General features: G+C 62.8%; 16 protein-coding genes and 1 pseudogene. 12 read left to right on the top strand and 5 right to left on the bottom strand.

Going from position 1 to position 19,956, the window contains the following annotated elements; translation table 11 throughout:
* Positions 1 to 41 precede the first annotated feature (41 nt).
* The 3 genes from QQ658_RS09405 to QQ658_RS09415 all read left to right on the top strand — a co-directional run bounded on the left by QQ658_RS09405 (position 42) and on the right by QQ658_RS09415 (position 4,419).
* On the top strand, positions 42 to 1,043 hold the full coding sequence (locus tag QQ658_RS09405) for a 2-hydroxyacid dehydrogenase (RefSeq protein WP_286024604.1): 1,002 nt from the start codon (positions 42 to 44) through the stop codon (positions 1,041 to 1,043).
* A gap of 36 nt (positions 1,044 to 1,079) precedes the next feature.
* Positions 1,080 to 2,297 (top strand): D-mannonate dehydratase ManD, encoded by a 1,218-nt coding sequence (gene manD, locus QQ658_RS09410; protein WP_286024605.1) that lies wholly within the window; start codon positions 1,080 to 1,082, stop codon positions 2,295 to 2,297.
* A gap of 538 nt (positions 2,298 to 2,835) precedes the next feature.
* Positions 2,836 to 4,419 carry an MFS transporter gene (locus QQ658_RS09415; protein WP_286024606.1) on the top strand — a complete coding sequence of 528 codons (1,584 nt, stop codon included), beginning with the start codon at positions 2,836 to 2,838 and terminating at the stop codon, positions 4,417 to 4,419.
* Positions 4,420 to 4,601: 182 nt separating this feature from the next.
* Here QQ658_RS09415 and QQ658_RS09420 read toward each other — a convergent pair.
* A pseudogene (locus QQ658_RS09420) lies at positions 4,602 to 5,003 on the bottom strand (histidine phosphatase family protein); the annotation flags it as partial.
* Between the two features lie 124 nt (positions 5,004 to 5,127).
* Positions 5,128 to 5,268 carry a hypothetical protein gene (locus QQ658_RS09425; RefSeq protein WP_286024607.1) on the bottom strand — a complete coding sequence of 47 codons (141 nt, stop codon included), beginning with the start codon at positions 5,266 to 5,268 and terminating at the stop codon, positions 5,128 to 5,130.
* Positions 5,269 to 5,356: 88 nt separating this feature from the next.
* Between QQ658_RS09425 and QQ658_RS09430 the strand changes: the two genes are divergently transcribed.
* The 8 genes from QQ658_RS09430 to QQ658_RS09465 all read left to right on the top strand — a co-directional run bounded on the left by QQ658_RS09430 (position 5,357) and on the right by QQ658_RS09465 (position 13,837).
* On the top strand, positions 5,357 to 6,085 hold the full coding sequence (locus tag QQ658_RS09430) for a DUF4956 domain-containing protein (RefSeq protein ID WP_286024608.1): 729 nt from the start codon (positions 5,357 to 5,359) through the stop codon (positions 6,083 to 6,085).
* Entirely contained in the window at positions 6,085 to 6,876 is a 792-nt protein-coding gene (locus QQ658_RS09435) for a VTC domain-containing protein (protein WP_286024609.1), read from the top strand. Before QQ658_RS09430 ends, QQ658_RS09435 begins: the two co-directional genes overlap by 1 nt.
* A 191-nt stretch (positions 6,877 to 7,067) precedes the next feature.
* Entirely contained in the window at positions 7,068 to 8,774 is a 1,707-nt protein-coding gene (locus QQ658_RS09440; protein WP_286024610.1) for a carbohydrate-binding domain-containing protein, read from the top strand.
* Positions 8,771 to 9,685, top strand: a complete 915-nt coding sequence (locus QQ658_RS09445) for a phosphodiester glycosidase family protein (RefSeq protein WP_286024611.1) — start codon at positions 8,771 to 8,773, stop codon at positions 9,683 to 9,685. Before QQ658_RS09440 ends, QQ658_RS09445 begins: the two co-directional genes overlap by 4 nt.
* A gap of 8 nt (positions 9,686 to 9,693) precedes the next feature.
* The gene (locus QQ658_RS09450; RefSeq protein WP_286024612.1) at positions 9,694 to 10,770 is read left to right on the top strand and encodes a bifunctional glycosyltransferase family 2/GtrA family protein; all 1,077 of its coding nucleotides are present in this window, start codon (positions 9,694 to 9,696) and stop codon (positions 10,768 to 10,770) included.
* A 45-nt stretch (positions 10,771 to 10,815) separates the two neighbouring features.
* Positions 10,816 to 11,361: a bifunctional adenosylcobinamide kinase/adenosylcobinamide-phosphate guanylyltransferase gene (cobU, locus tag QQ658_RS09455; protein WP_286024613.1), complete on the top strand. Its 546-nt coding sequence runs from the start codon at positions 10,816 to 10,818 to the stop codon at positions 11,359 to 11,361.
* Between the two features lie 215 nt (positions 11,362 to 11,576).
* A complete protein-coding gene (locus tag QQ658_RS09460) occupies positions 11,577 to 12,467 on the top strand; it encodes an adenosylcobinamide-GDP ribazoletransferase (RefSeq protein ID WP_286024614.1) in 891 nt (296 codons plus the stop codon).
* A complete protein-coding gene (locus QQ658_RS09465) occupies positions 12,464 to 13,837 on the top strand; it encodes a hypothetical protein (RefSeq protein ID WP_286024615.1) in 1,374 nt (457 codons plus the stop codon). Before QQ658_RS09460 ends, QQ658_RS09465 begins: the two co-directional genes overlap by 4 nt.
* A gap of 3 nt (positions 13,838 to 13,840) precedes the next feature.
* On the opposite strand, the gene dprE2 is transcribed toward QQ658_RS09465, so the two are convergent.
* Together dprE2 and QQ658_RS09475 are read right to left on the bottom strand one after the other, a co-directional pair.
* Entirely contained in the window at positions 13,841 to 14,704 is an 864-nt protein-coding gene (gene dprE2, locus QQ658_RS09470) for a decaprenylphospho-beta-D-erythro-pentofuranosid-2-ulose 2-reductase (protein WP_286024616.1), read from the bottom strand.
* Positions 14,701 to 17,667 carry a bifunctional [glutamine synthetase] adenylyltransferase/[glutamine synthetase]-adenylyl-L-tyrosine phosphorylase gene (locus tag QQ658_RS09475; RefSeq protein WP_286024617.1) on the bottom strand — a complete coding sequence of 989 codons (2,967 nt, stop codon included), beginning with the start codon at positions 17,665 to 17,667 and terminating at the stop codon, positions 14,701 to 14,703. The genes dprE2 and QQ658_RS09475 overlap by 4 nt, the downstream gene beginning before the upstream one ends.
* A 67-nt stretch (positions 17,668 to 17,734) precedes the next feature.
* Between QQ658_RS09475 and QQ658_RS09480 the strand changes: the two genes are divergently transcribed.
* On the top strand, positions 17,735 to 18,475 hold the full coding sequence (locus QQ658_RS09480; RefSeq protein ID WP_286024618.1) for a sterol carrier family protein: 741 nt from the start codon (positions 17,735 to 17,737) through the stop codon (positions 18,473 to 18,475).
* A 4-nt stretch (positions 18,476 to 18,479) separates the two neighbouring features.
* On the opposite strand, the gene glnA is transcribed toward QQ658_RS09480, so the two are convergent.
* Positions 18,480 to 19,814, bottom strand: coding sequence for a type I glutamate--ammonia ligase (glnA, locus tag QQ658_RS09485; protein ID WP_286024619.1), 1,335 nt, complete (start codon positions 19,812 to 19,814; stop codon positions 18,480 to 18,482).
* Positions 19,815 to 19,956 lie beyond the last annotated feature (142 nt).

Raw genomic sequence — 19,956 nt, forward strand, 5'->3', positions numbered from 1 at the left:
CTGGGAGTCCGACGTATCCATTCAAAGATACAAGGAGAACTATGGTCAGCATCGCCTCTCCCATAAACGTCCTGGTGTGCGATCCGAATCTTGTAGAGCATAAAGACGAGCTGGAATCGCTTATCGGCGATCAAGCTACGTGTCATTGGGTTACCAATGCCACAAGCACCAAAGCTCTGACGTCGCTGGAGTACGCGACTTGCTATATCGGGGCCAAGTTCACCGCCGAGATGGCCCCTCATGCCAAGAGGCTTCAGCTGGTCCTTGTGGGCGGCGCAGGTTTCGACGGCATCGAACTGACGCAGCTTCCTTCAGGATGCACGGTTGCAAACACCTTTAACCATGAATCCTCAATCGCCGAGTATGTGATAGCCGCAGCAATCATGATGCGACGAGGTATTCTCCGGCAATCTCGCGCGTTGGCTTCTGGTGATTGGGCGTCTTCGGTCTACGACTCGTCGATATCGCAGCCCCCGGCTCTGTCGGGCACCAACGTCGGCATCCTCGGATACGGCCATATCGGCAAAGCTGTCTGGCAGGCTTTTCGTTCCTTTGGTGCGACGGGCCGCGCGATAAAGCACACGGCCTCGTCGGGAGTGCCGGACGGTCTCGAGTGGCTCGGCACGGAATCCGACCTCAATCAGCTGCTGGACGAAAGCGATGTCTTCGTCATCTGTATGCCGCTGAACGACTCCACCCGTGGCATTATCGGCGCTTCAGAATTGGTCAGGCTCGGTAGGGACGCAATAGTAGTAAATGTCGGGCGTGGTCCATTGGTGGACGAGACTGCCTTCTACGAAGCACTGCGTGATGGCGCTATCGGCGGCGCTGCGATCGACGTCTGGTACAGGTATCCCGATTCGTCCGGCCATGCGATGCCTGCCGACAAGCCCTTCTGGACGCTGCCGAACGTGTTGATGACTCCTCATATTTCCGGTGTGACCAGTGCGACATTTACCGGTCGTGTCCACGACATTGCGCAGAACATTCGCAACCAGATCGAAGGAAAGCCGATCGACCGCGTCGTTTACGTACAGTCCTGATCAAATACCAAAGGTTCCACTCCCAGAAAGGCAGCAATGACCAACCTGATAAGCAAGGTCGATGTCATCGTCACGAGTCCGGCACGCAACTACGTGCTGCTCAAGATCACCACCGAGGACGGGGTTGTCGGCTGGGGTGATGCAACGGTGAACGGACGCGAGCTCGCCGTGGCGTCCTACCTGCGCGACCATTTGGCGCCCATCCTCGTTGGACGCGACGCCGACCGCATTGAGGACACCTGGCAGTACCTGTACCGGGGCGTCTACTGGCGGCGCGGCCCCATCAACATGGCAGCGATCGGGGCCATCGACCTCGCACTGTGGGACATCAAGGGAAAGTCGCTGAACCAGCCCGTCTATCAGTTGCTGGGCGGCAAGGTACGTGACCGAGTGCTCGCCTACACCCACGCGACCGGATGGGAAACCTCCGAACTTCTCGAATCGGTGGACGAGGTGCTCGGGCGCGGGCTCCGTGCCGTACGCGCACAGTCCGGTGTACCGGGGCTCTCGACCGTCTATGGCGTCACCCGCGGTATCAAGCGCTACGAGCCCGCCAAGCGGGATCTGCGTCCGCTCGAAGAAGAGTGGGATTCGTCCGCCTACCTACGGCATGCGCCCAAGGCGCTGGCCGAGGTTCGGGCCCACATCGGCGACGAAGTCGAGCTGCTGCACGACGCGCACCACCGGCTGACACCCATTCAGGCCGCCCGGCTCGGCAAAGAGCTGGAGCCATTGCACCTGTTCTGGCTGGAGGATCTCACCCCGACCGAAAACCAGGAAGCTTTCGATCTGATCCGGGAGCACACCACGACGCCGCTGGCCGTCGGCGAGGTGCACAACACGATCTGGGATTGTAAAGATCTGATCATCAACCAGCGGATCGACTATGTTCGCACCTGCGTGATGCATGCCGGCGGCATCTCGCACGTCCGCAAGATCTTCGATCTCGCCGATCTCTACCAGGTCAAAGGCGCCCCCCATGGCCCCTCCGATGTCTCCCCGCTGACCATGGCCGCGTCTGTACAGCTGGGCATGGCCTCCCCTGCTTTCGGCATGCAGGAATACATGGGCTACCCGGAGCAGGTCGGGACGGTCTTCTCCCCCGGCTATCGGCTGGTCGACGGTTATCTGACGGCAAGCGATGCTCCCGGGCTCGGAGTCGAGATCGACGAGGATGCGGCCCGCGAGCAACCCTACGATCAGGCATATCTACCGGTCGCCCGCACCTTGGACGGCGCCATCACCAACTGGTGAGCACGCGCTTCTTCGACACAAGACGAGTTCGGACCCCAAGGGCATTCCATGGCAGACGTCGCCTGTGCGCAGTCTCGCCGCGGCACCCAAATGCGCCTACGCGAACGGGTCATCGGAAACCCTGGCGGTCCGTCGCTCAGCTAGCGCAACGAGTGGCCCAGAACAACTTGTCTCAACTTTAATATGACCATTGGACGCCGCGTCGGTTCACGGCCTAGCGTTCTTTCGGAAGTGCCACCAGCATCGCTCGGTCACCTGCCAAGCGGTCTTCCGGTCAGCGGCGAAACATCGGCGTCCGGCAATGCTTGTGGTCTTCGTGTGCAGTCCCTGGAGCGTCTGCGCACAAACTGCCGAACCGGCAGCCAAGGCGCGAGACACCCCTCAGATGCCTCCTCCACCTCGTGCGACTGATCTGGCATGCCTGATTAGCCCGAAGGAGGGAACAATGGATCAAGACACGATCCGTCGCTTATCAGACCGAGCAACCCAAGTCTTACTCAACAAGCCCGGGACGGTGTCCAGCCGAAAAGGCGGCTGGATGATGATCTCCACGATCCTGATCGAGGCGTGGGATCTCTATGCGATCTCATTCGTCCTCGTGTTCATCAAAGCCGAATACAACCCCAACGCCGTGGAATTGTCGCTGGTGGCCGCGGCTGTCCAGGGCGGAGCACTCATAGGTGCTCTCCTTGGTGGTGTCGTCGCCGATCGCCTCGGACGCAAGAAGGTCTTCCTGCTCACAATGGCGCTGTTCATCGTCCTGTCGATCGCCCAGGCATTCTCACAGAACATCATCGACTTGATCGTGATCAGGTTGCTGATCGGCATCCCACTGGGGTCCGATATCTCCAATGGCTACGCCTACATCATGGAATCCATGTCCAAGGGTGCACGCGAACAGATGGGGTCCCGTTGGCAAGGCATGTTCGGTCTGGGCGAAGTCTTTGCGATCATCGTCATCACCGTCTTGTATGCAACAAGTATCTTCAGCGATGAGATCCTGTGGCGTGTCGCTCTCGGGCTGGGTTGCGTTCCGGCGATCATCTTGCTGATCATGCGGCTCGATCTTCCCGAGACACCGCTGTCGCTCATTCAACGAGGCAAATTCGTCAAGGCCAAGGCAACCAGCAAGGTGCTCTTCGACGATGATCTCGACATGTTGCCGAACGAAGACGTTGTCATTGAGAAGCCCAAGCTGCATGACTTCTTGAGCGTGATCTGGAAGGACCCGATCAAAAAGCGCGCCTCTATCTTTGGCTGGATCTCGAATGCCTGCCAGGGCGCCGAGTTCACGGCTTGGGCTTTCTATCTGCCGTTCATTCTGACCGTCGCGGGCGTGGCAGGCGCCGGAAACATCATCGGCTCGAACCTCGTTACGGCCCTGGTCTTCTGCCTGGCCACCGTCTCCGGATTCGTCGCGCCGATGATGCTGCCGAGGATCGGCCACAAAGGCCTATCGATGTGGGGCTTCGGATTGGCGTTCATCGGATTGATGATCGGCGCGTTCTCGCTCGGCAAGATCGCTCCTTATGAGGCCCTCAGCCAGACCCCACCGATCGCCTGGGGCAGTCTGCTCGTGATCGGGGCCTGCATCTTGATGTGGGGCCACTACTGGGACGCATCGAACGGCATGACCATCGTTTCGATGGCAGCACCATCGCGGTTCAGGGCCACCGCATCCGGTTTCGGATATGTGTTCGTCAAGGCCGCGTCGTTCTTCGGTGCGTTCGTCTTCCCGGTCATCACCGAATACCTGGGCAACCGCATTCGTCGGCATTTTGTCGATCGTGGGCTTCCTGTCGGCGAAGTTCATCCTTCCCGAGATGTGGGGCTATGTGGACGCCGAAGATGTCAGCGAGGAAGCCGTAGCCGCAGGCTGAGCGCGACCACCGCACACCTCGGATCGGACGATCAGCGAACTGTCGCCGTAAACAGGATTGCCCGGGGCCATCATCGGTCCCGGGCAATTCATTTGCGGATCCGTGTTCGACGATCTGCGAACAACGGTCCACAATCGGCTTCTCGAACCTCACCATTGCGCAATGAATCGTGGTCCCAATCGACGTGGCGGTGGTCTCGTCCGGCAAGCACCGCTTGCAACACGCACAGTGCGTCGCCGTGACCGACCAGGACGATGACGCTGCCGCTGGATTGCCCATCGCCGGTCGACGACGCCGCCTTCAACCGGTTGGCCTGCCGGTCTGCGGGCATCGCGGTTTCGGACACCTCAAGGTTCGGCCGGAAGGCAGCCTCGCCCGGACCTCTCGATGTTCTCGATGCCGTGATCTGCGGCCGTAGCCATGCGATGAGCCGCTGCATCCGTTGATGAACCTGGGCGATGGTCTCTCCCCCACCCCAGGCGACCTCCGATATGTCGAGCCCGTCGGGCACCGGCAGCGCCCTCAACTCGCGGACCGGGCGTCCCTCCAGATCACCCAGATACTGCTCGCGAAGAAGCGGCGTCTGTCTCACATCCGGCCGGGATGACAGGCCGGCGGCAATGATCTCTGCGGTGGAGAGGGCTCGCAAGGCGTCCGAACTGAAGATCTGGACGACACGATCGCCCACGAGCCCATGTATCCGCGCCGCAGTGCACGCTGCCTGCTCCCGCCCCCGATCGGTCAGCGGCACACTGAGCGACTGCCCCGTTACCAGGTGATCGCGGTTCGCGATCGACTCCCCATGCCGGACGATCAATAGCCGCATATCAATATCCCTCGGTGCACATCTTCGTATGCCGCTTCGGTCACCGTTCCGCACATGGCTACCGAAATAGCTCTTCGCTGCCGATATAACGGTAGCCAGGATCTAAATCGGTAGCCAAATACTTCTAGGTGTCCAAGACGGCAGCCAAGTCGCAGATCGACGTCCAGGTCGGTAACCCCACCTGCGGACCGGCGTCCATCTCGTCCTGGAACCTGCCGCCGAGTCCCGCATACGGCTCGGCATCCACTCCGACCTGCGCACTCACAGCAAGCACACAAGTCCATCTGGGTATAGCCCCAGCCGCACACGAATGAATAGGGACACAAGCCGAAAAGACCCGGAAGGTGTCCACTATGAATCCGTACCTGATGCTCGCCGACATCGTCGCGATCGCCGTGTTGATGTTGTGCTTCTATGTGCCTCGCAAAGGGCGGCGAGAACTGGTCTCGAGTTTTCTGGTCACCAATATAGGTGTGCTGGCCGTCGCCACCGCGATGTCGGTCGGCCTGGTCGCCGCCGGCCTGGGCCTGGGACTGTTCGGCGTCCTCTCGATCATCCGGCTGCGCTCCGAGGAGTTGAGCCACCGCGAGATCGCGTACTACTTCGCCTCACTCAGCCTCGGCCTGCTCGGCGGTCTGAGCGGCCCGACTCTGATCTGGAGCATCGGGCTGATGGCTCTCGTCCTGACAGCAATCGCCATCGGCGATCATCCTCGTGTCACGGCCGGCAGCCAGAGTACCGAAATGATCATCGACAAGGCCATCACCGATCCTGACGACCTCAAGGCCCGGGTCGAGCAGCTCGTCAACGGCACGGTAACCGATGTTTCCATTCGCCGGATCGACATGATCAACGACTCCACGATGGTCCAGGCCCGCTTCCGCCCCGCCAACCATCACGGGAAGGCCGCGAGTCGCCAGCAGTACCAGCAGCGTGCCGGCCAAGCGGCCGACCAGCAGCAATCCATCGGTGGGCACACACCGATCGAGACGGCCATCGATCACCACGATCCTTACCAGCAAGGCACCTACCAGGGCCCCTTCGAGCCGGCGCTGCGCTCTACCGGCAGGGGGAATCTGTGATGAGGCAAACCATCTCCCTTGACGAACTCAATGCCCAGAGCAACATGCTCACCAGGGTTGATCGCAAGTACCTGATGCCAACCTCAGAGCTGCCCGCCTTCTTCAGAAGCCTCGAATACTGCTCGCGAATCTTGGAAATCAATGGGCTTACCTGGTTCGGCTATCACTCGGTCTATTACGACACCCCTGACCTGCGCAGCTACGCAGATGCCGGAACCGGACGCCGCCGCCGCTTTAAAGTGCGCACCCGCGACTACCTCTCCAGCGGCGACCACTGGCTCGAGGTGAAGACTCGCGGGCCGCGCAAGACCACGGTCAAGGACCGGGTTCCGCTCGCCGGCTCGTCCGAGACGATCAGCTCGTCCAACCGGCACTGGATCGCCGACACCTTGTCGTTCCGCAATATCCCCGGCACGCCGGTAGCCACCATGCGACCGGCTCTCACCACCAACTACTCGCGCAGAACGCTGCAGATTCGTTCGGCCAACGGGGAACTTTCCCGAATGACGGTCGACGTCGGTCTCCAATTCATGATGCCGGACGACTCCGCCGCCCTGACCCTGGACGACTACGCAATCGTCGAAACCAAGGGATCACCCAGGCCCGCGCCCTCCGATCGGCTGCTGTGGTCGATCGGTCACCGGCCCCAACAAATGAGCAAGTTCGGCGTCGGGCTCGCCCTCCTCAATCCGCAACTGCCCGCCTTCAAGTGGAACCGCATCATTCGTCGCGAATTCGCGGGACGCATGGGTTCCGGCGTCGAGCCACTGCTCAGCTCACGGGCCCAATAGGACAGCGCCGCAGACCCAATAGGACAGTCCCTGCGTCCCCGGAGTGAGGCGTCTGATCCGCAGTCCACCTCTTGTTCGTCACCTCACTTGACATAGCCCAATCAGCGAACGCTTTTAGGCCTAGCGCCGATGGCCCATCAGCACCGCGCATGACCCTCAATCGAACTTACGACTCCAGAAACGAGAGAAGCATGAAGCACCCCAAAATCGTCACAAGTATCGTGGCCCTCGCCGTGGCGGGGGCCACCCTGGCCGGCTGCAGCTCGTCGGATGCGTCATTGACCGGCGCTGGCAGCGGGGCGGGTACCTCGGCCGAAGATGTCGGGTCGAACACCGAGTACACGAAATACGCTGACGTGCTCGCCGACAACGTGGAGTCGCACGCCGACTCGAACGACGGAGACTACGACGCGTCCGAAGCGACCACCATCACCTTGGCGGACGAAGACGTGAGCATCACCGAGCCCGGCACCTATATTCTCTCCGGAACTCTGACCGACCACTCCGTCACGATCAACTCGACAGCACAGGGCAAGGTCAAGCTGGTGCTCGACAACGTGACGATGACTTCCTCGGTAACCTCGCCGATCATCGTCACCGAGGCGGACGAAGCCGTGATCATCTTGGCCGAGGGGTCGACCAACACCATCACCGACACCTCCACGCACAGCGATGCCGAAACCGACTCCGATGCACCCGATGCGGCGATCTTCTCGATGGCCGATCTGACGATCGGTGGCAGCGGAAGCCTCGCAGTGAGCGCCACCCAGGCCGATATCGACGGCATCGCCAGCAAGGGCGGCCTGGTCATCTTGGCCGGCAATATCACCGTGGACGCCACAGACGATGGCATCCGCGGCAAGGACTATCTGATCGTCGAGGGCGGCACGCTCAATGTCGCCGCCGACCAGGACGGCCTGAAATCAACCAACGAGGACGATGACACCGTGGGCTACGTCTACGTCAGCGGCGGGTCGGTCACCGTCAATGCCGGCGACGACGGCGCGCACGCCGAGGGAGACTTGCTGGTTTCCGGAGGAGAGCTGACGATCGCCAGCTCTTACGAGGGGCTGGAGGGCGCGAACATCGTCCTCGCCGGCGGTACCTCGAACGTTACGTCCAGCGACGATGGACTGAATGCCACGCAGAGCACCGCCGACGAGTCTGCCCAAACAGGCGACGATACCGGTGCTCAGGACGGTGGCGCGATGCCCCAAGGTGGACCGGATGCGCCGAGTGGAATGCCTTCCGATGGGGGCCCGATGTCGCCACCGGACGGAGGGGCCGCCCCGAGCGGAATGCCTTCCGACATGCCGACCGATGCCGGTGGAGGCGCAGGCGGTGGCGGCATGGGCGGCGGTATGAATGAGGCCAGCGACGGATCCGAGCTGATCATCGCCGGCGGAGAGCTGACCGTCAATGCGGAGGGCGATGGCATCGACTCCAACGGCACCGTCACGATGAACGGTGGAACTGTGGTCGTCCATGGCCCCACCAATGACGGAAACGGTGCGCTCGACACCACCTCGTTCGGCATCTCGGGTGGCTCGTTGACCGCTGCCGGCAGCTCGGGAATGGCCGTCGCACCCACGACGGACAGCGAGCAGGGCTGGGTGATGGTCAGCCAATCCCTGAGTGCCGGTCAGACGATCGAGATCCTCGACGGTGACACCGTGCTGGCCAGCTATACGGCTGAAAAAGACGTGCAGAACGTGGTCTTCTCGCAGGAAGGTATGACTTCGGGCACCTCGTACACCGTCCAGGTCGATGGATCAGACGCCGGCACCGTGACCGCGGACGAGGAATCCGCCGGCACCGGTGGCGCAATGCCCGGCCAGGACATGCCCGGCCAGGACATGGGCGGCAACCAGACCCCAGGCCAGATGGGCCCACGATGAGTACCGACAAGACCGGACGCAAACTCTCCCGCCGAGGCATGCTGATCGGCAGCCTCGCAACCATCGCGGCGACCGGGACCGCCAGCGCCTGGGCGCTGGACAGATTCGTCATCGATCATGCCGAAGTCACCAATGTGTCCGATCTCGAGTCGTCGGCCACTCCGAGCGGAACCGCTTCGTCCGCCGAACCGGTGATCACCATCACGACCTGGATCTCGGGCGAAGGCGACGATCTGGTGACCGGCTACATCGCCGACGTGGTGACCGGTGATGCCACGCAGATCCGCACCGCCTTCGCCGAGGACACCTACGGCCTCAACATCATCGAAGAACCGTCGGTGATAGCCGAGCGAGTCGGAGCGACGCTGGCCATCAACGGCGACTACTACGGATTCCGCAGCGAGGGCATCGTCATCCGCAACGGCATCGCCTTCCGCGATGTGGGAGCCCGCAACGGGTTGGCCCTGTATGCCGACGGCCAGATGAAGGTCTACGACGAGACGGCCACCAGTGCGCAGGAACTCCTGGACAACAGAGTGTGGCAGACCTGGTCATTCGGCCCCGGACTGGTGATCGAGGGTCAGATTCAGGAGGGCATCGACGATGTGGAGGTCGATACGAATGTCGGCAACCACTCGATTCAAGGCGAGCAGCCGCGCACCGGCATCGGCATGATCGAGCCCAATCACTACCTACTGGTGGCCGTCGACGGACGCTCGGCCGGCTACAGCCGCGGAGTGACGATGTCCGAGTTCGCCCAGCTGTTCTCCAGCCTCGGAGCCCAGGTCGCCTACAACCTCGATGGCGGTGGCTCGACCGCAATGATCTACCACGACGAACTCGTCAACAACCCGCAAGGAGAGGGCAAGGAGCGCGGCACCAGCGACATCATCTGGACCACCGGAAACTAGGAGTCATCGTGATCATCCTCATTCCCAGCTATGAGCCCGACCGTAAGCTGCTGAACCTATTGGAGAAGCTTCAAGGCGCGCAGGTCGTGGTGGTGGACGACGGGTCGGGGCCTCGCTACACCCATTGGTTCACCGCGGCGGAGAAACTCGGCGCAACCGTGCTGCACCACGATTTCAACTGGGGCAAGGGTCAGGCGCTGCGCACCGGCTTCGAGCACATCGCCAGGCATTTCCCGGACGAGCCGGTCGTCTGCGCGGATAGCGACGGGCAGCACACACCCGAAGATATCGCGAGAGTCTGCGACGCGCTGGAGGCCGGCGACGCCGACATGGTGTTGGGCGTCCGTGAATTCAGCGGCAAGGTTCCCTTGCGTTCCCGGTTCGGCAATTCGGTGACCAAGCTGCTTTTCCGGGCGACCACCGGTATGGCCATCAGCGATACTCAGACCGGCCTCAGGGCCTATCCGGCACGGATGTTGACGTGGTTGTGCGATGTCAGCGGCGACCGATTCGAGTATGAGCTCCGGGCTTTGCTGCTCGCCAGCAGACAAGGCCTGAAAGTGCAGCAGGTGCCCGTCGAGACCATCTATCTGGACGACAACTCATCTAGCCACTTCCGTCCGGTCCGAGACTCCTGGCTGATCTATCGTCCGCTGTTGAGTTTCATGGGAAGCTCGCTGCTGGGTTTCTTGATCGACTTCTCACTGTTGTCCATTCTGCTATGGCTCACGGGTTCACTGGTCTTCTCGGTCGTCGGAGCGAGAGTGGTCAGCGCAACCGTGAATTACACCGTCAACAGGCAGTATGTCTTCGCCGGCAGCAAGCCGCTGCCGGTGCGCGAGACACTTCCGGGCTACGCCGGGTTGGCGATCGTCATTCTGGCCGGAAATCTCGCGCTGATGTGGCTGCTCACCCCGCTCATCGGGGCGAGCTTCGCGAAGATCCTGACCGAGGTCACCTTGCTGGCGATCAGCTACGTCGTCCAGGCGACCAAGGTCTTTGCCCAGAAACGCCACGGCAAGCGCAAACTCGCCAATCAGGAGTCTAAAGGGCCCAACGAGCTGCAAGGGTTCGGAGCGCGGTAGCTGACCGGGCGACGCCGACGCAGCGGTATCTGGCAAGCTGGACGAGTGAGTACACCGCTAACTGCACGCCTGCTGGTGCTGGGCGGAGCCCGATCCGGAAAATCGACCTTCGCAGAGCAGCAGGCAGGGCTCGATACCCCCGTCGACTATCTGGCCACCTCCGAGGTCCGGGCCGATGATCCGGAATGGGTCGAGCGGGTCCGGCTGCACCGCGAGCGCCGGCCCTCGTATTGGAACACCATCGAGACGCTGGATCTGGCCGCCGAGCTGCGCAACGACACCGACACGCCCCTGCTGATCGATTGCCTCACGGTCTGGCTCACCTGTCAAATGGATGCCGCCGGCATCTGGACGAACGAGCCGGGCTGCGATGAGACACTGAAATCGGCCGTTGACCATACCGTCGACGCCTTCGCGAAGGCCACGCGTCCGCTCGTCGCTGTCAGCAATGAAGTCGGTCAAGGGCTCGTGCCGGCCGACCCTGGCAGCCGCCGATTCCGCGACGAAATGGGCATCCTCAACATGCGGGTCGCTCAAGCGGTGGACGAGGTTTGGTTCTGCACCGCCGGAATCCCGGTGAAGATCAAGTGAGCGGCACCTACGATCCGGGTTTTCGTCCAGATGGTTCCACTCCTGCCTCCAATGCCTCTGAACCAGGGCCGGGTCATCCTGCAGCCATTCCTTCGCCCGAGTCGTCCGCTGCATCGATCGACCCAATGCCCGATGAGACCTCCTCAATCACTATCACCCCGTCTTCCGACCGGTCGCTAGTAGAGCGCGTACCGACCGCACGACAGGCATCGGAGATGCCGTTGGACTCGTCCGAGGCGAGCGGCATACCGGGTGCTCCGACTCAGACCATTCCCCCGGTGGATTCCCGCGCCCGGAAACCATTCGGGCTGGCACTGGCCGCCGGATTCTTCAGCATCATCCCGATGCCCGCCCTCACCGAGATCGGTACGGACGAGACCCGGCGGGCGCTGCGCTGGTTCCCCAGCCTCGGCGCCCTGTTCGGCCTGATTGCCGGATTGGTCGGCGCGGGCGCGTTGTGGCTGACCGGCTCGCACGTTTTCGGCGCCGTGTTGGTCGTCCTGATCTGGCAGGTGCTCACCGGCGCCATGCATCTCGATGGCTTGGCGGATTGCTTCGACGGTCTGGCGGCTCTCGGCAGCCGTAAAGACGGACGCGATGCTGCCCGCGCCATGGAGATCATGCATACTCCGGACACCGGGGCGATGGGTGTCGCCACGATCGTCTTGGTCCTGCTCACCCAGGTCGGTGCACTATCTGCCGCCTCCTCACCCGACGAGCTACTGACATTGGCGATCCTTGCCCCGGTGGCCGGGCGCACAGCGATCCTGGTCGCCTCCCGCCCGGGTGTGCCACCGGCGCGGAAGGGCGGCTTCGGCGCTCTCTTCCACGAGATCACTCCGGTCCTTCAAATCGTGCTACAGGTGCTACTCGTTGCTGTGATTGCGGCGGCCCTGGGCTGGTGGACGACCGGTTGGGCAGGAGCAGCTGCCCTGATCGTGAGCCTTGTGATCGCGCTCGGCGCGTCCATGATCTGGGTGCGGCGGCTCGTCGGCACCTTCAGAGGACTCAGCGGCGATATGTTCGGCGCGATCATTGAGGTGACCACTGCGGTGATGTCGGTCGCCGGCGCCCTGGCACTGTCCGGTGCTGTACTGATCAAGTGAAACAGCGGATCTGGATCGTCATCGGCAGTGTCGTATTGGCGCTCATCGTCCTCGTCCTGGTCATCATGAAGCCCTGGCAAGGTGGCACCAAGGGCGAACTCGAACGCATCGAGGGCGTCCAGCAGGTGACCCTCGTCAAGGGTGGTTACCAGGTGAAATTGGCACTGGACCTGTCTCCGGAAGTCTGTGGCGCAGCCTACGACCAGATCCAATCGATCATCGTCGATCAGCCGATGCTGTCTTCTCGTGCGGCCCACATTATGCAGGGGCCACTTGCCACGGAGATCCAGAAACCCTTGCCCGGCGTCGACCCAGGACGACTCAGCGGCGGCCTCGCTGCGGTCGCACTTCAGGTCTCCGGGATCGATTCCGGCAGCATCGACCGCAATGGACTGGATGTCGAACTAAACGACAGCACCGACGCCTTGGCATGGACGCTGCGCGTGGCCGAGGACGCCGAATCGGCGGGTATCGGAGAGACCACCCCAATCAGTGTCGGCTCTCCGGACGCTCACTACTCTCTTGATGCCGGCAGCTCCGAGCACCGGAAGCTACTCAACGACATCTCGTTCGCAATACGATCGCACGGCACGATTACGTCGATAGGACTCAGTGGGAACGGCCCTGCCGTCGAGCTGACGGCTTCGGCTCAAGTAACCGACCAGCAATCGGCGCAGGCCCTCATCGCCGCGCTCAATCAGGAATTGGCCGGGCAAGACGCCGACCACACATTGGAGCTGACCTTCCCCAACGAACTGCAGCTTACGGGGCTGGACGACCCGCAGGCTGCCCTCGAATTGGCCGACGCCATCCAGGCAACAAACGGGCTGAGTGTCAGCGAAGCGGCGACCGATATGAGCTGGTTTTCCGTAGTCGCTGACGACGCGGATACCCTCGACGGCTTCGCCGGCTATTCGTCCGGCTGGCCCATCGGCCCTGAGACTCAGCTAGCTATCGACCCCTCATCGCAGAGCAAAACCGGTGGCGCGAGCGGCACTCTCGAAGAGCTACCGTCTCGGATCCAGATTTTTCAGCAGTTCTGGAGGGCCGGTTTCCCAGAGATGAGCATCAGTGACGGGCGCGAGAATGACAACACGAATTTGACCTTCTACCTGACCGATGTCGGCAACCATGACTTCACCGATGCCACCGCCCAGCAGCAGATCATTGGTCTGATCCGCGCTCAGACTTGGGCCGGCTTGGCAGGGATTGAGATCAACGCGGCATCCGAGGCCAGTCTGCTGACGTTCACCTCCACTCAAGACGGCAAGGCCGATGTCTCTTCCTGGCCGATGACCCACGGTGACCACAAAGACGCCGAGTGGGGCCATTCCTTCGTGGACGCCTGGGACGCGACGGCGACCGGCTGAGATTCAGAACAAGCGACTGGCAATTCCTGCCGGAAGATTGCGGTAGATCGCCATCAGGGGGCCGAAGCTTGCGGGCACCCGAATCAACTGCTTTCCGTGTTCGAGTGCCCGCACGGTCGCGGTCGCAACCTGCTCGGGTGTCACCGACATCGGGACCGGCTTGCGGCCGGCGGTCATGCGTCCATTGACCGTGCCCGGACGCACCACCAGCATCTTCACACCGGTGGGCTTCAGCGCCGCCCCGAGTTGGGTGTAATAGCCATCCATGCCGGCCTTCGACGACCCGTAGACGAAGTTCGACCGCCTGGTGCGCTCACCGGCCACCGAGCTCAGCGCGATGATCTGCCCGAATCCCTGCTCGATCATGTGCCCGGCCAATAACGAACCGACACTCAGCGCCCCGACATAGTTGGTCTGCGCGAGCCGCACCGTCGCCTGATGGTCACGCCAAGTGTGTGCGTCGTCCAAGATGCCGAAGGCGACGATCGCCACATCGACCGGCTGCTCGAAGGCCTCGTCCATGAGCCGCGGATGCCCGCCGGGATCCATCGCATCGAAGTCCAGCCACCGCACCGAATCAGCCCACGCCCGCCGGACGGCTGTGATCGCGTCGTTGCGGTAAAGCGAACCCGGGCGCCCCGCGAGCAGAACGTTGACAGTGTCATGGCCAGTTCGAGCCTCCTGTGCGCCACGAGAAGCACACCTGCACGCAGACCTGGCCGAATGCGCATCTGCCCTGCCCTGCCGGGGCACTCGGCGGGCTTTCGAGGTGAGCGCGGAGGCTGCCGATTCAGCATTACCGGCAACAAACTCCCGCACGATCGCCAGACCGATCTCGCTGGCGCCGCCGAGGAGCAGTATCCTCATCTGTCCGATCCCCAGAAAAGCCGCCCGACCACCTGAGATGCATGTCTCGCGGCTTTCGCCCAGGTATCCATGAGTTGGGACGCCTGGCCTTGCCGGTAGCCGAGCAGGGTCGCGACCGAGGCAGTCTCACGCGTATCCGACGGCAATATCTCAGATGCCCGCCCCCGCACCAGCATCGTCTTGTTGCGCAACTGGCCGGCCATCCGCCAGGCCGTCTCCAGGGCCAGCGCGTCGGTGTCACTCACCAATCCCTCTCTACGGGCCGCCTCCAAGGCCTCAGTGGTGCCTGTCACCCGCAGACTCCTGGCAGCGCCCGCGTATTGCAGTTGGATCAGCTGCACCGTCCACTCGATATCGCTCAACCCGCCGGGCCCCAGCTTCACATTCTCGGACGCAGACCCCCGCCGCCTGGTGCGTTCGCGTTCCATGCGTCCCTTGAGGTGACGGATCTCGGCGATCTGTGCGGCATTGATACCATCTGCCGGGTACCGCCTGAAAGCCACACCGTCGAGCAGCTGCTGGGTGAGTTCGCGGTCGCCGGCACCGAAGCCGGCCCGCAACAGGGCCTGCGACTCCCAGGTGTCGCTCCACCGCTGGTAGTAGCTGAGATAGCCGCCGAGCCTGCGCACCATCGGACCGTTCTGGCCGTCCGGGCGAAGGTCGGCATCGATACTCAGCGGCGGCTCGGGGCCGGGCCCGCCGAGCAGCGAACGCATCTTGGCGATGACCTTTGCGGCCCAGTCGACATCGGCGGGTTCGGCATCGTCCGGCACCACGAACAGGGCGTCCCCATCGGACGAATAGCCCATATCGCCGCCACCCCAACTGCCCATGGCCACCACGCCGATCGGCACCCGCCCGGCTTCCTCGCCCATCGCGATGCTCAGCGCGGCGTCCACACTGGCCCCGGCCAGGTCACTCAGCCCGCGACCGACATCGTCGAGTGTCATGGTGCCGAGCACATCGCCCGCCGAAATGCGGAAGAGCTCCCGAAGGCGCAGCGACCGCACCGCATTGATGGCCTGATCGGGCGAACCCTGGTGCCGTTCCACGATTTTCGTCATGGAGACGTTCAGGTCGTCGCGGCTGCGCGGCGCACGGATCTCATCGCTGACCAGGAGCTGAGCCACCGCCGGATCCCGGCGCAGTAGGTCGCTGATATAGCGGCTGGTCGACAAGATCCTGGCAAGTCTCTCCGCCATCCAGCCCTCATCGCGCAACGCGCGCATGTACCACGACGTCGAACCCATCTCTTCGGAGAGCCTGCGGAAACTGAGCAGCCCCAGATCGGGGTTGGGTCCCTCGCTGAACCAGCCGAGCATGGCCGGCATCAGCTGGCGTTGGATCTCCGCCGTACGGTTCAGGCCGGTCGTCAGGGCTTCGATATGTTGCAGCGCGGCGCGCGGATCGCTGAAGCCCAAAGCCAGCAGCCGGTCGCTGGCTGCCTCGGCCGACAGCTTCAGCTCGTCACCGCTCAGCCTGCTCACGGCCTCCAGCAGCGGCGAGTAGAAGACGCGTTGCTGCAGCCGCTTCACGTGCCGGGCCACGGTGCGCCACAGATCCCACAGTTTCTTGCCGTCGTTCAGCCCCACCTGGCGAGCCAGCCTGCGCAGATCGGTGTCATCGTCGGGCATCAAATGGGTCCGGCGTAACCGGAAAAGCTGCTCCCGATGCTCCAGCACCCGCAAGAACCGGTACGACTCGTCCAGGTTGGCGCCGTCCGCGCGTCCGATGTATCCGAACTCCATCAGCTTGGCCAACGATGGCAGCGTGGCCGCCGTGCGCAGTCTGGCATCGGCGCGTCCGTGTACCAGCTGCAGCACCTGCACGCTGAACTCGATATCTCGCAGGCCTCCCGCGCCCAGTTTGATCTCACGTTCTTGCTCGCGGGCCGGAACCAGGTCGATGACGCGTTGCCGCATCGCCTGGGTCTCCGCCATGTAGTTGGGCTGCCCACCGACCTCCCAGACCATCGGCGAGACCATGTCACAGAACTCCTGCGCCAACGCCAGATCGCCCGCCATCGGCCGGGCCTTGAGCATGGCCTGAAACTCCCAGTTCTTCGCCCACTTTTCGTAATACGCGCGGTGCGATGCCATGGTTCGGACGAGTGGCCCGGCATTTCCATCCGGACGCAATGCGGCATCCACCTGCCAGATCGTGCCGCCCGCCGAGTGCGCCGAGCAGATCCTGGTCATGGCCGCCGCAACCTTGGTGGCGATCTGCATGGCTTCATCGGTGTCGACGTCGTCGCCCGCGGGCTCAGCCACGTAAAGCACGTCGATGTCCGAAAGGTAGTTCAGCTCACGGGCACCGCACTTGCCCAAGCCAATCACGCCCAGCCGAGCCTTGTGCTGATCGGGAACCGTGCCGCGCGCGCAGGCCAGCGCGATCCCCATGACCGCATCGGCCAGATCGGTCAACTCCGCCGCGACATCATCGACGATCTCGGCGGGCTTCGAGTGGCCGAGGTCACGGCCGGCGATGCGTACGAGCTGCACCCTGTTCGCGATTCGTAGCCGATCCGGCGCCTGCGGGTCGTCGATGACCAGGTCGTCGTCCCACGATGTTCCGGGCGCCACCGTCTGCATGACCTCGCCACGAAGCCTCTCGGCGTCCAGTCTGCGCGGGGCCACCTTGAGCGCCCGCACCGCCTCCGGATGCGCCCGCAAGAACAGATTCAATGCCTGGCTACCGCCCAATACGGTGATCAACCGGTTCAGCCAGCTGTCATCGGCGAGGACGTCGGCAATCAATTCGGACGCGCAGTCGTCGAGGGCAGCCATACCCTGCAGCGCCAGATCGGGATCTGCCGCGCCGCCGAGCAGATCGAGCATTCTTTCCGGGCTCGGACAGGCCGTGTGCCGGGCATCGATCGCGTCCACCATGTCCTGGGCACGACTGGCATCGCTGAAGCCCCGGCGGGCGAGATCACCTGCTGCAGTGCTGGTGCGTCCGTTCATGGTCGCCAGCGTAGTCTCTTATCGTCGAAGCTCGCTTCGGGAATGGCGCCGCGCGGAAGGGATGGAGATGGCAGAGCACACGCAACGGTCGCTGAATCGTATCTGCACGGCCTTCCGTGCCCAGCTGAATGCGCTCGCCGCATCGTCCGCCCAGCTGGATCGTTATCAGTTGGGCCGTTTGATGCATCTGGTCAACGGTTGTCTCGCAGACCTCGATTCGGTGGCCCGCAGCGCACCGATGACTCTCGCCGAGTATGTCCTCGAGCACTCGCTCGGCCACGACGCGATCAAGCATGAGATCGAAGGCGAGATCGGCGATGACCCGGCCTTGGTGCTGGCCAAGCAGGTGCAGCCGGCCGCCGGAGAGCTTTCCGATATCTTGGCGACCGCCGATCTGCCCGATCAGGTGGCAGGCCGCTTTGGCGCTGTTCGGACGACCGACTACCTGCGGACCGGCCTGATCGTGGCCGTGGACATCGCGTTGGCCACCTACGGGAAGGCCGAGCGACCGTCGCTGGCGGAGGCGCTCCGCACGCTCACCCAGGTGATTGCCGAGCGCTATCCGGGGCAGACGATCGAGGTGCGAGTTCCACCGTATGCGGCGGTCCAGGTGGGAGCACTGTCGACGGCGTCCGCGCACCGACGCGGCACTCCCCCAAATGTCGTCGAGTTGACCCCCACCGCATTTTGGCAATTGGCAACCGGACGCAGCACCTGGGAGCAGATCAAATCCGGCAGCGAGCTCACCTCGTCCGGTATTCATGCCGACGAGACGGCCCGGATGTTCCCGATACTCCGGTTGGCGTGACTTCTCAGAGCTTCGGCAGCAACGTGCGCAACTCCCACGGCGTCACCTCACGCCGATAGGAATCGAATTCATTGCGCTTATTGCGCAGGAAGAAATCGAAGACGTGCTCGCCGAGGGTTTCGGCAACCAATTCGCTGTTCTCCATCAGCTCGACCGCGCCTTCGAGGTTGCGCGGCAGCGAGGTGATTCCGAGGGCCGAGCGTTCACGATCGGTGAGTGACCAGACGTCGTCCTCGGCTTCGGTCGGCAACGGCAATTCCTTCTCGATACCGTCCAGACCGGCGTTGAGCAGCAGCGCGTAGGCGAGGTAGGGATTGCACGCCGAGTCAATCGCGCGGTATTCGACGCGCGCCGAGCTCGACTTCTCCGGCTTGAACAATGGGACGCGCACCAGGGCGGAACGGTTGTTGCGTCCCCAGCAGACGTAGCTGGGTGCCTCGCCTCCCCAGGCGAGCCGCTTGTACGAGTTGACCCACTGGTTGGTCACCGCGGTGATCTCCGCGGCATGGGCGAGCAGACCTGCGACGAAATGCTTGCCGATCTTGCTCATCCGCAATTCGTCGGTCACATCGTAGAAGGCGTTCTGATCACCCTCGAACAGGCTCATGTGGGTGTGCATGCCCGAGCCGGCATGGTCGGTGAACGGCTTCGGCATGAAGGACGCCCGGATGCCCTGAGCGATCGCCACTTCTTTGAGCACCACTTTGAAGGTCATGATGTTGTCGGCCATCGCCAACGCATCGGCGTAACGCAGGTCGATCTCATGCTGACCAGGTGCTGCCTCATGGTGGCTGAACTCGACCGAGATACCCATCTGTTCGAGGATGTTGATGGCGTCGCGACGGAAGTCGGTGCCTTCGTCCATGGTGTTGTGATCGAAGTATCCGCCGTTGTCCAGCGCATGTGGCTCCAGACCCGATTCAAGAGGGTTGCGCAACAAGAAGAACTCGATCTCCGGATGGGTGTAGAAGGTGAATCCCATATCCGCGGCGCGCTTCAGTGCGCGCTTGAGAACGTGCCTGGGATCGGCCATCGCAGGCGACCCATCGGGCATCGCAATGTCGCAGAACATGCGTGCGGTGCCGGCCTGAGTGCGCCAGGGCAACAGCTGGAAGGTGGCGGGATCAGGGTGCGCGATCATGTCCGCTTCGTAGATGCGGGCATACCCCTCGATCGCGGAACCATCGAAACCGATACCTTCGACCAGAGCGCCTTCAAGCTCAGCCGGGGCAATCGCAACGGATTTGAGGTAACCAAGCACATCGGTAAACCACAAGCGGATGAACTTGACATTGCGCTCCTCGACAGCGCGCAGAACGAACTCGGTCTGACGATCCATGGCACCCAGTCTGCCAGCATCTTCCCCGGTTCGGTGCATGCTCCCGACACGCCATTTGTTACAGACACGAAACGAATCCCCATCCGGATCAGGACTGCACTGGTCAATGCGGTCGTCCGATCGTCGGTCCGCCCTGACATAG

The organism is Propionimicrobium sp. PCR01-08-3, from assembly GCF_030286045.1.
Lineage (GTDB): Bacteria > Actinomycetota > Actinomycetes > Propionibacteriales > Propionibacteriaceae > Brooklawnia.

Excerpts from the sequence above, each read along its gene's own strand:
- QQ658_RS09435 (WP_286024609.1), top strand. The coding sequence starts at position 6,085 with ATGAGGCAAACCATCTCCCTTGACGAACTCAATGCCCAGAGCAACATG.
- QQ658_RS09440 (WP_286024610.1), top strand. The coding sequence starts at position 7,068 with ATGAAGCACCCCAAAATCGTCACAAGTATCGTGGCCCTCGCCGTGGCG.
- manD (WP_286024605.1), top strand. The coding sequence starts at position 1,080 with ATGACCAACCTGATAAGCAAGGTCGATGTCATCGTCACGAGTCCGGCA.
- QQ658_RS09445 (WP_286024611.1), top strand. The coding sequence starts at position 8,771 with ATGAGTACCGACAAGACCGGACGCAAACTCTCCCGCCGAGGCATGCTG.
- glnA (WP_286024619.1), bottom strand. The coding sequence starts at position 19,814 with ATGGATCGTCAGACCGAGTTCGTTCTGCGCGCTGTCGAGGAGCGCAAT.
- QQ658_RS09460 (WP_286024614.1), top strand. The coding sequence starts at position 11,577 with ATGCCGTTGGACTCGTCCGAGGCGAGCGGCATACCGGGTGCTCCGACT.
- dprE2 (WP_286024616.1), bottom strand. The coding sequence starts at position 14,704 with ATGAGGATACTGCTCCTCGGCGGCGCCAGCGAGATCGGTCTGGCGATC.
- QQ658_RS09430 (WP_286024608.1), top strand. The coding sequence starts at position 5,357 with ATGAATCCGTACCTGATGCTCGCCGACATCGTCGCGATCGCCGTGTTG.
- QQ658_RS09480 (WP_286024618.1), top strand. The coding sequence starts at position 17,735 with ATGGCAGAGCACACGCAACGGTCGCTGAATCGTATCTGCACGGCCTTC.
- QQ658_RS09405 (WP_286024604.1), top strand. The coding sequence starts at position 42 with ATGGTCAGCATCGCCTCTCCCATAAACGTCCTGGTGTGCGATCCGAAT.
- QQ658_RS09475 (WP_286024617.1), bottom strand. The coding sequence starts at position 17,667 with ATGAACGGACGCACCAGCACTGCAGCAGGTGATCTCGCCCGCCGGGGC.
- QQ658_RS09415 (WP_286024606.1), top strand. The coding sequence starts at position 2,836 with ATGATGATCTCCACGATCCTGATCGAGGCGTGGGATCTCTATGCGATC.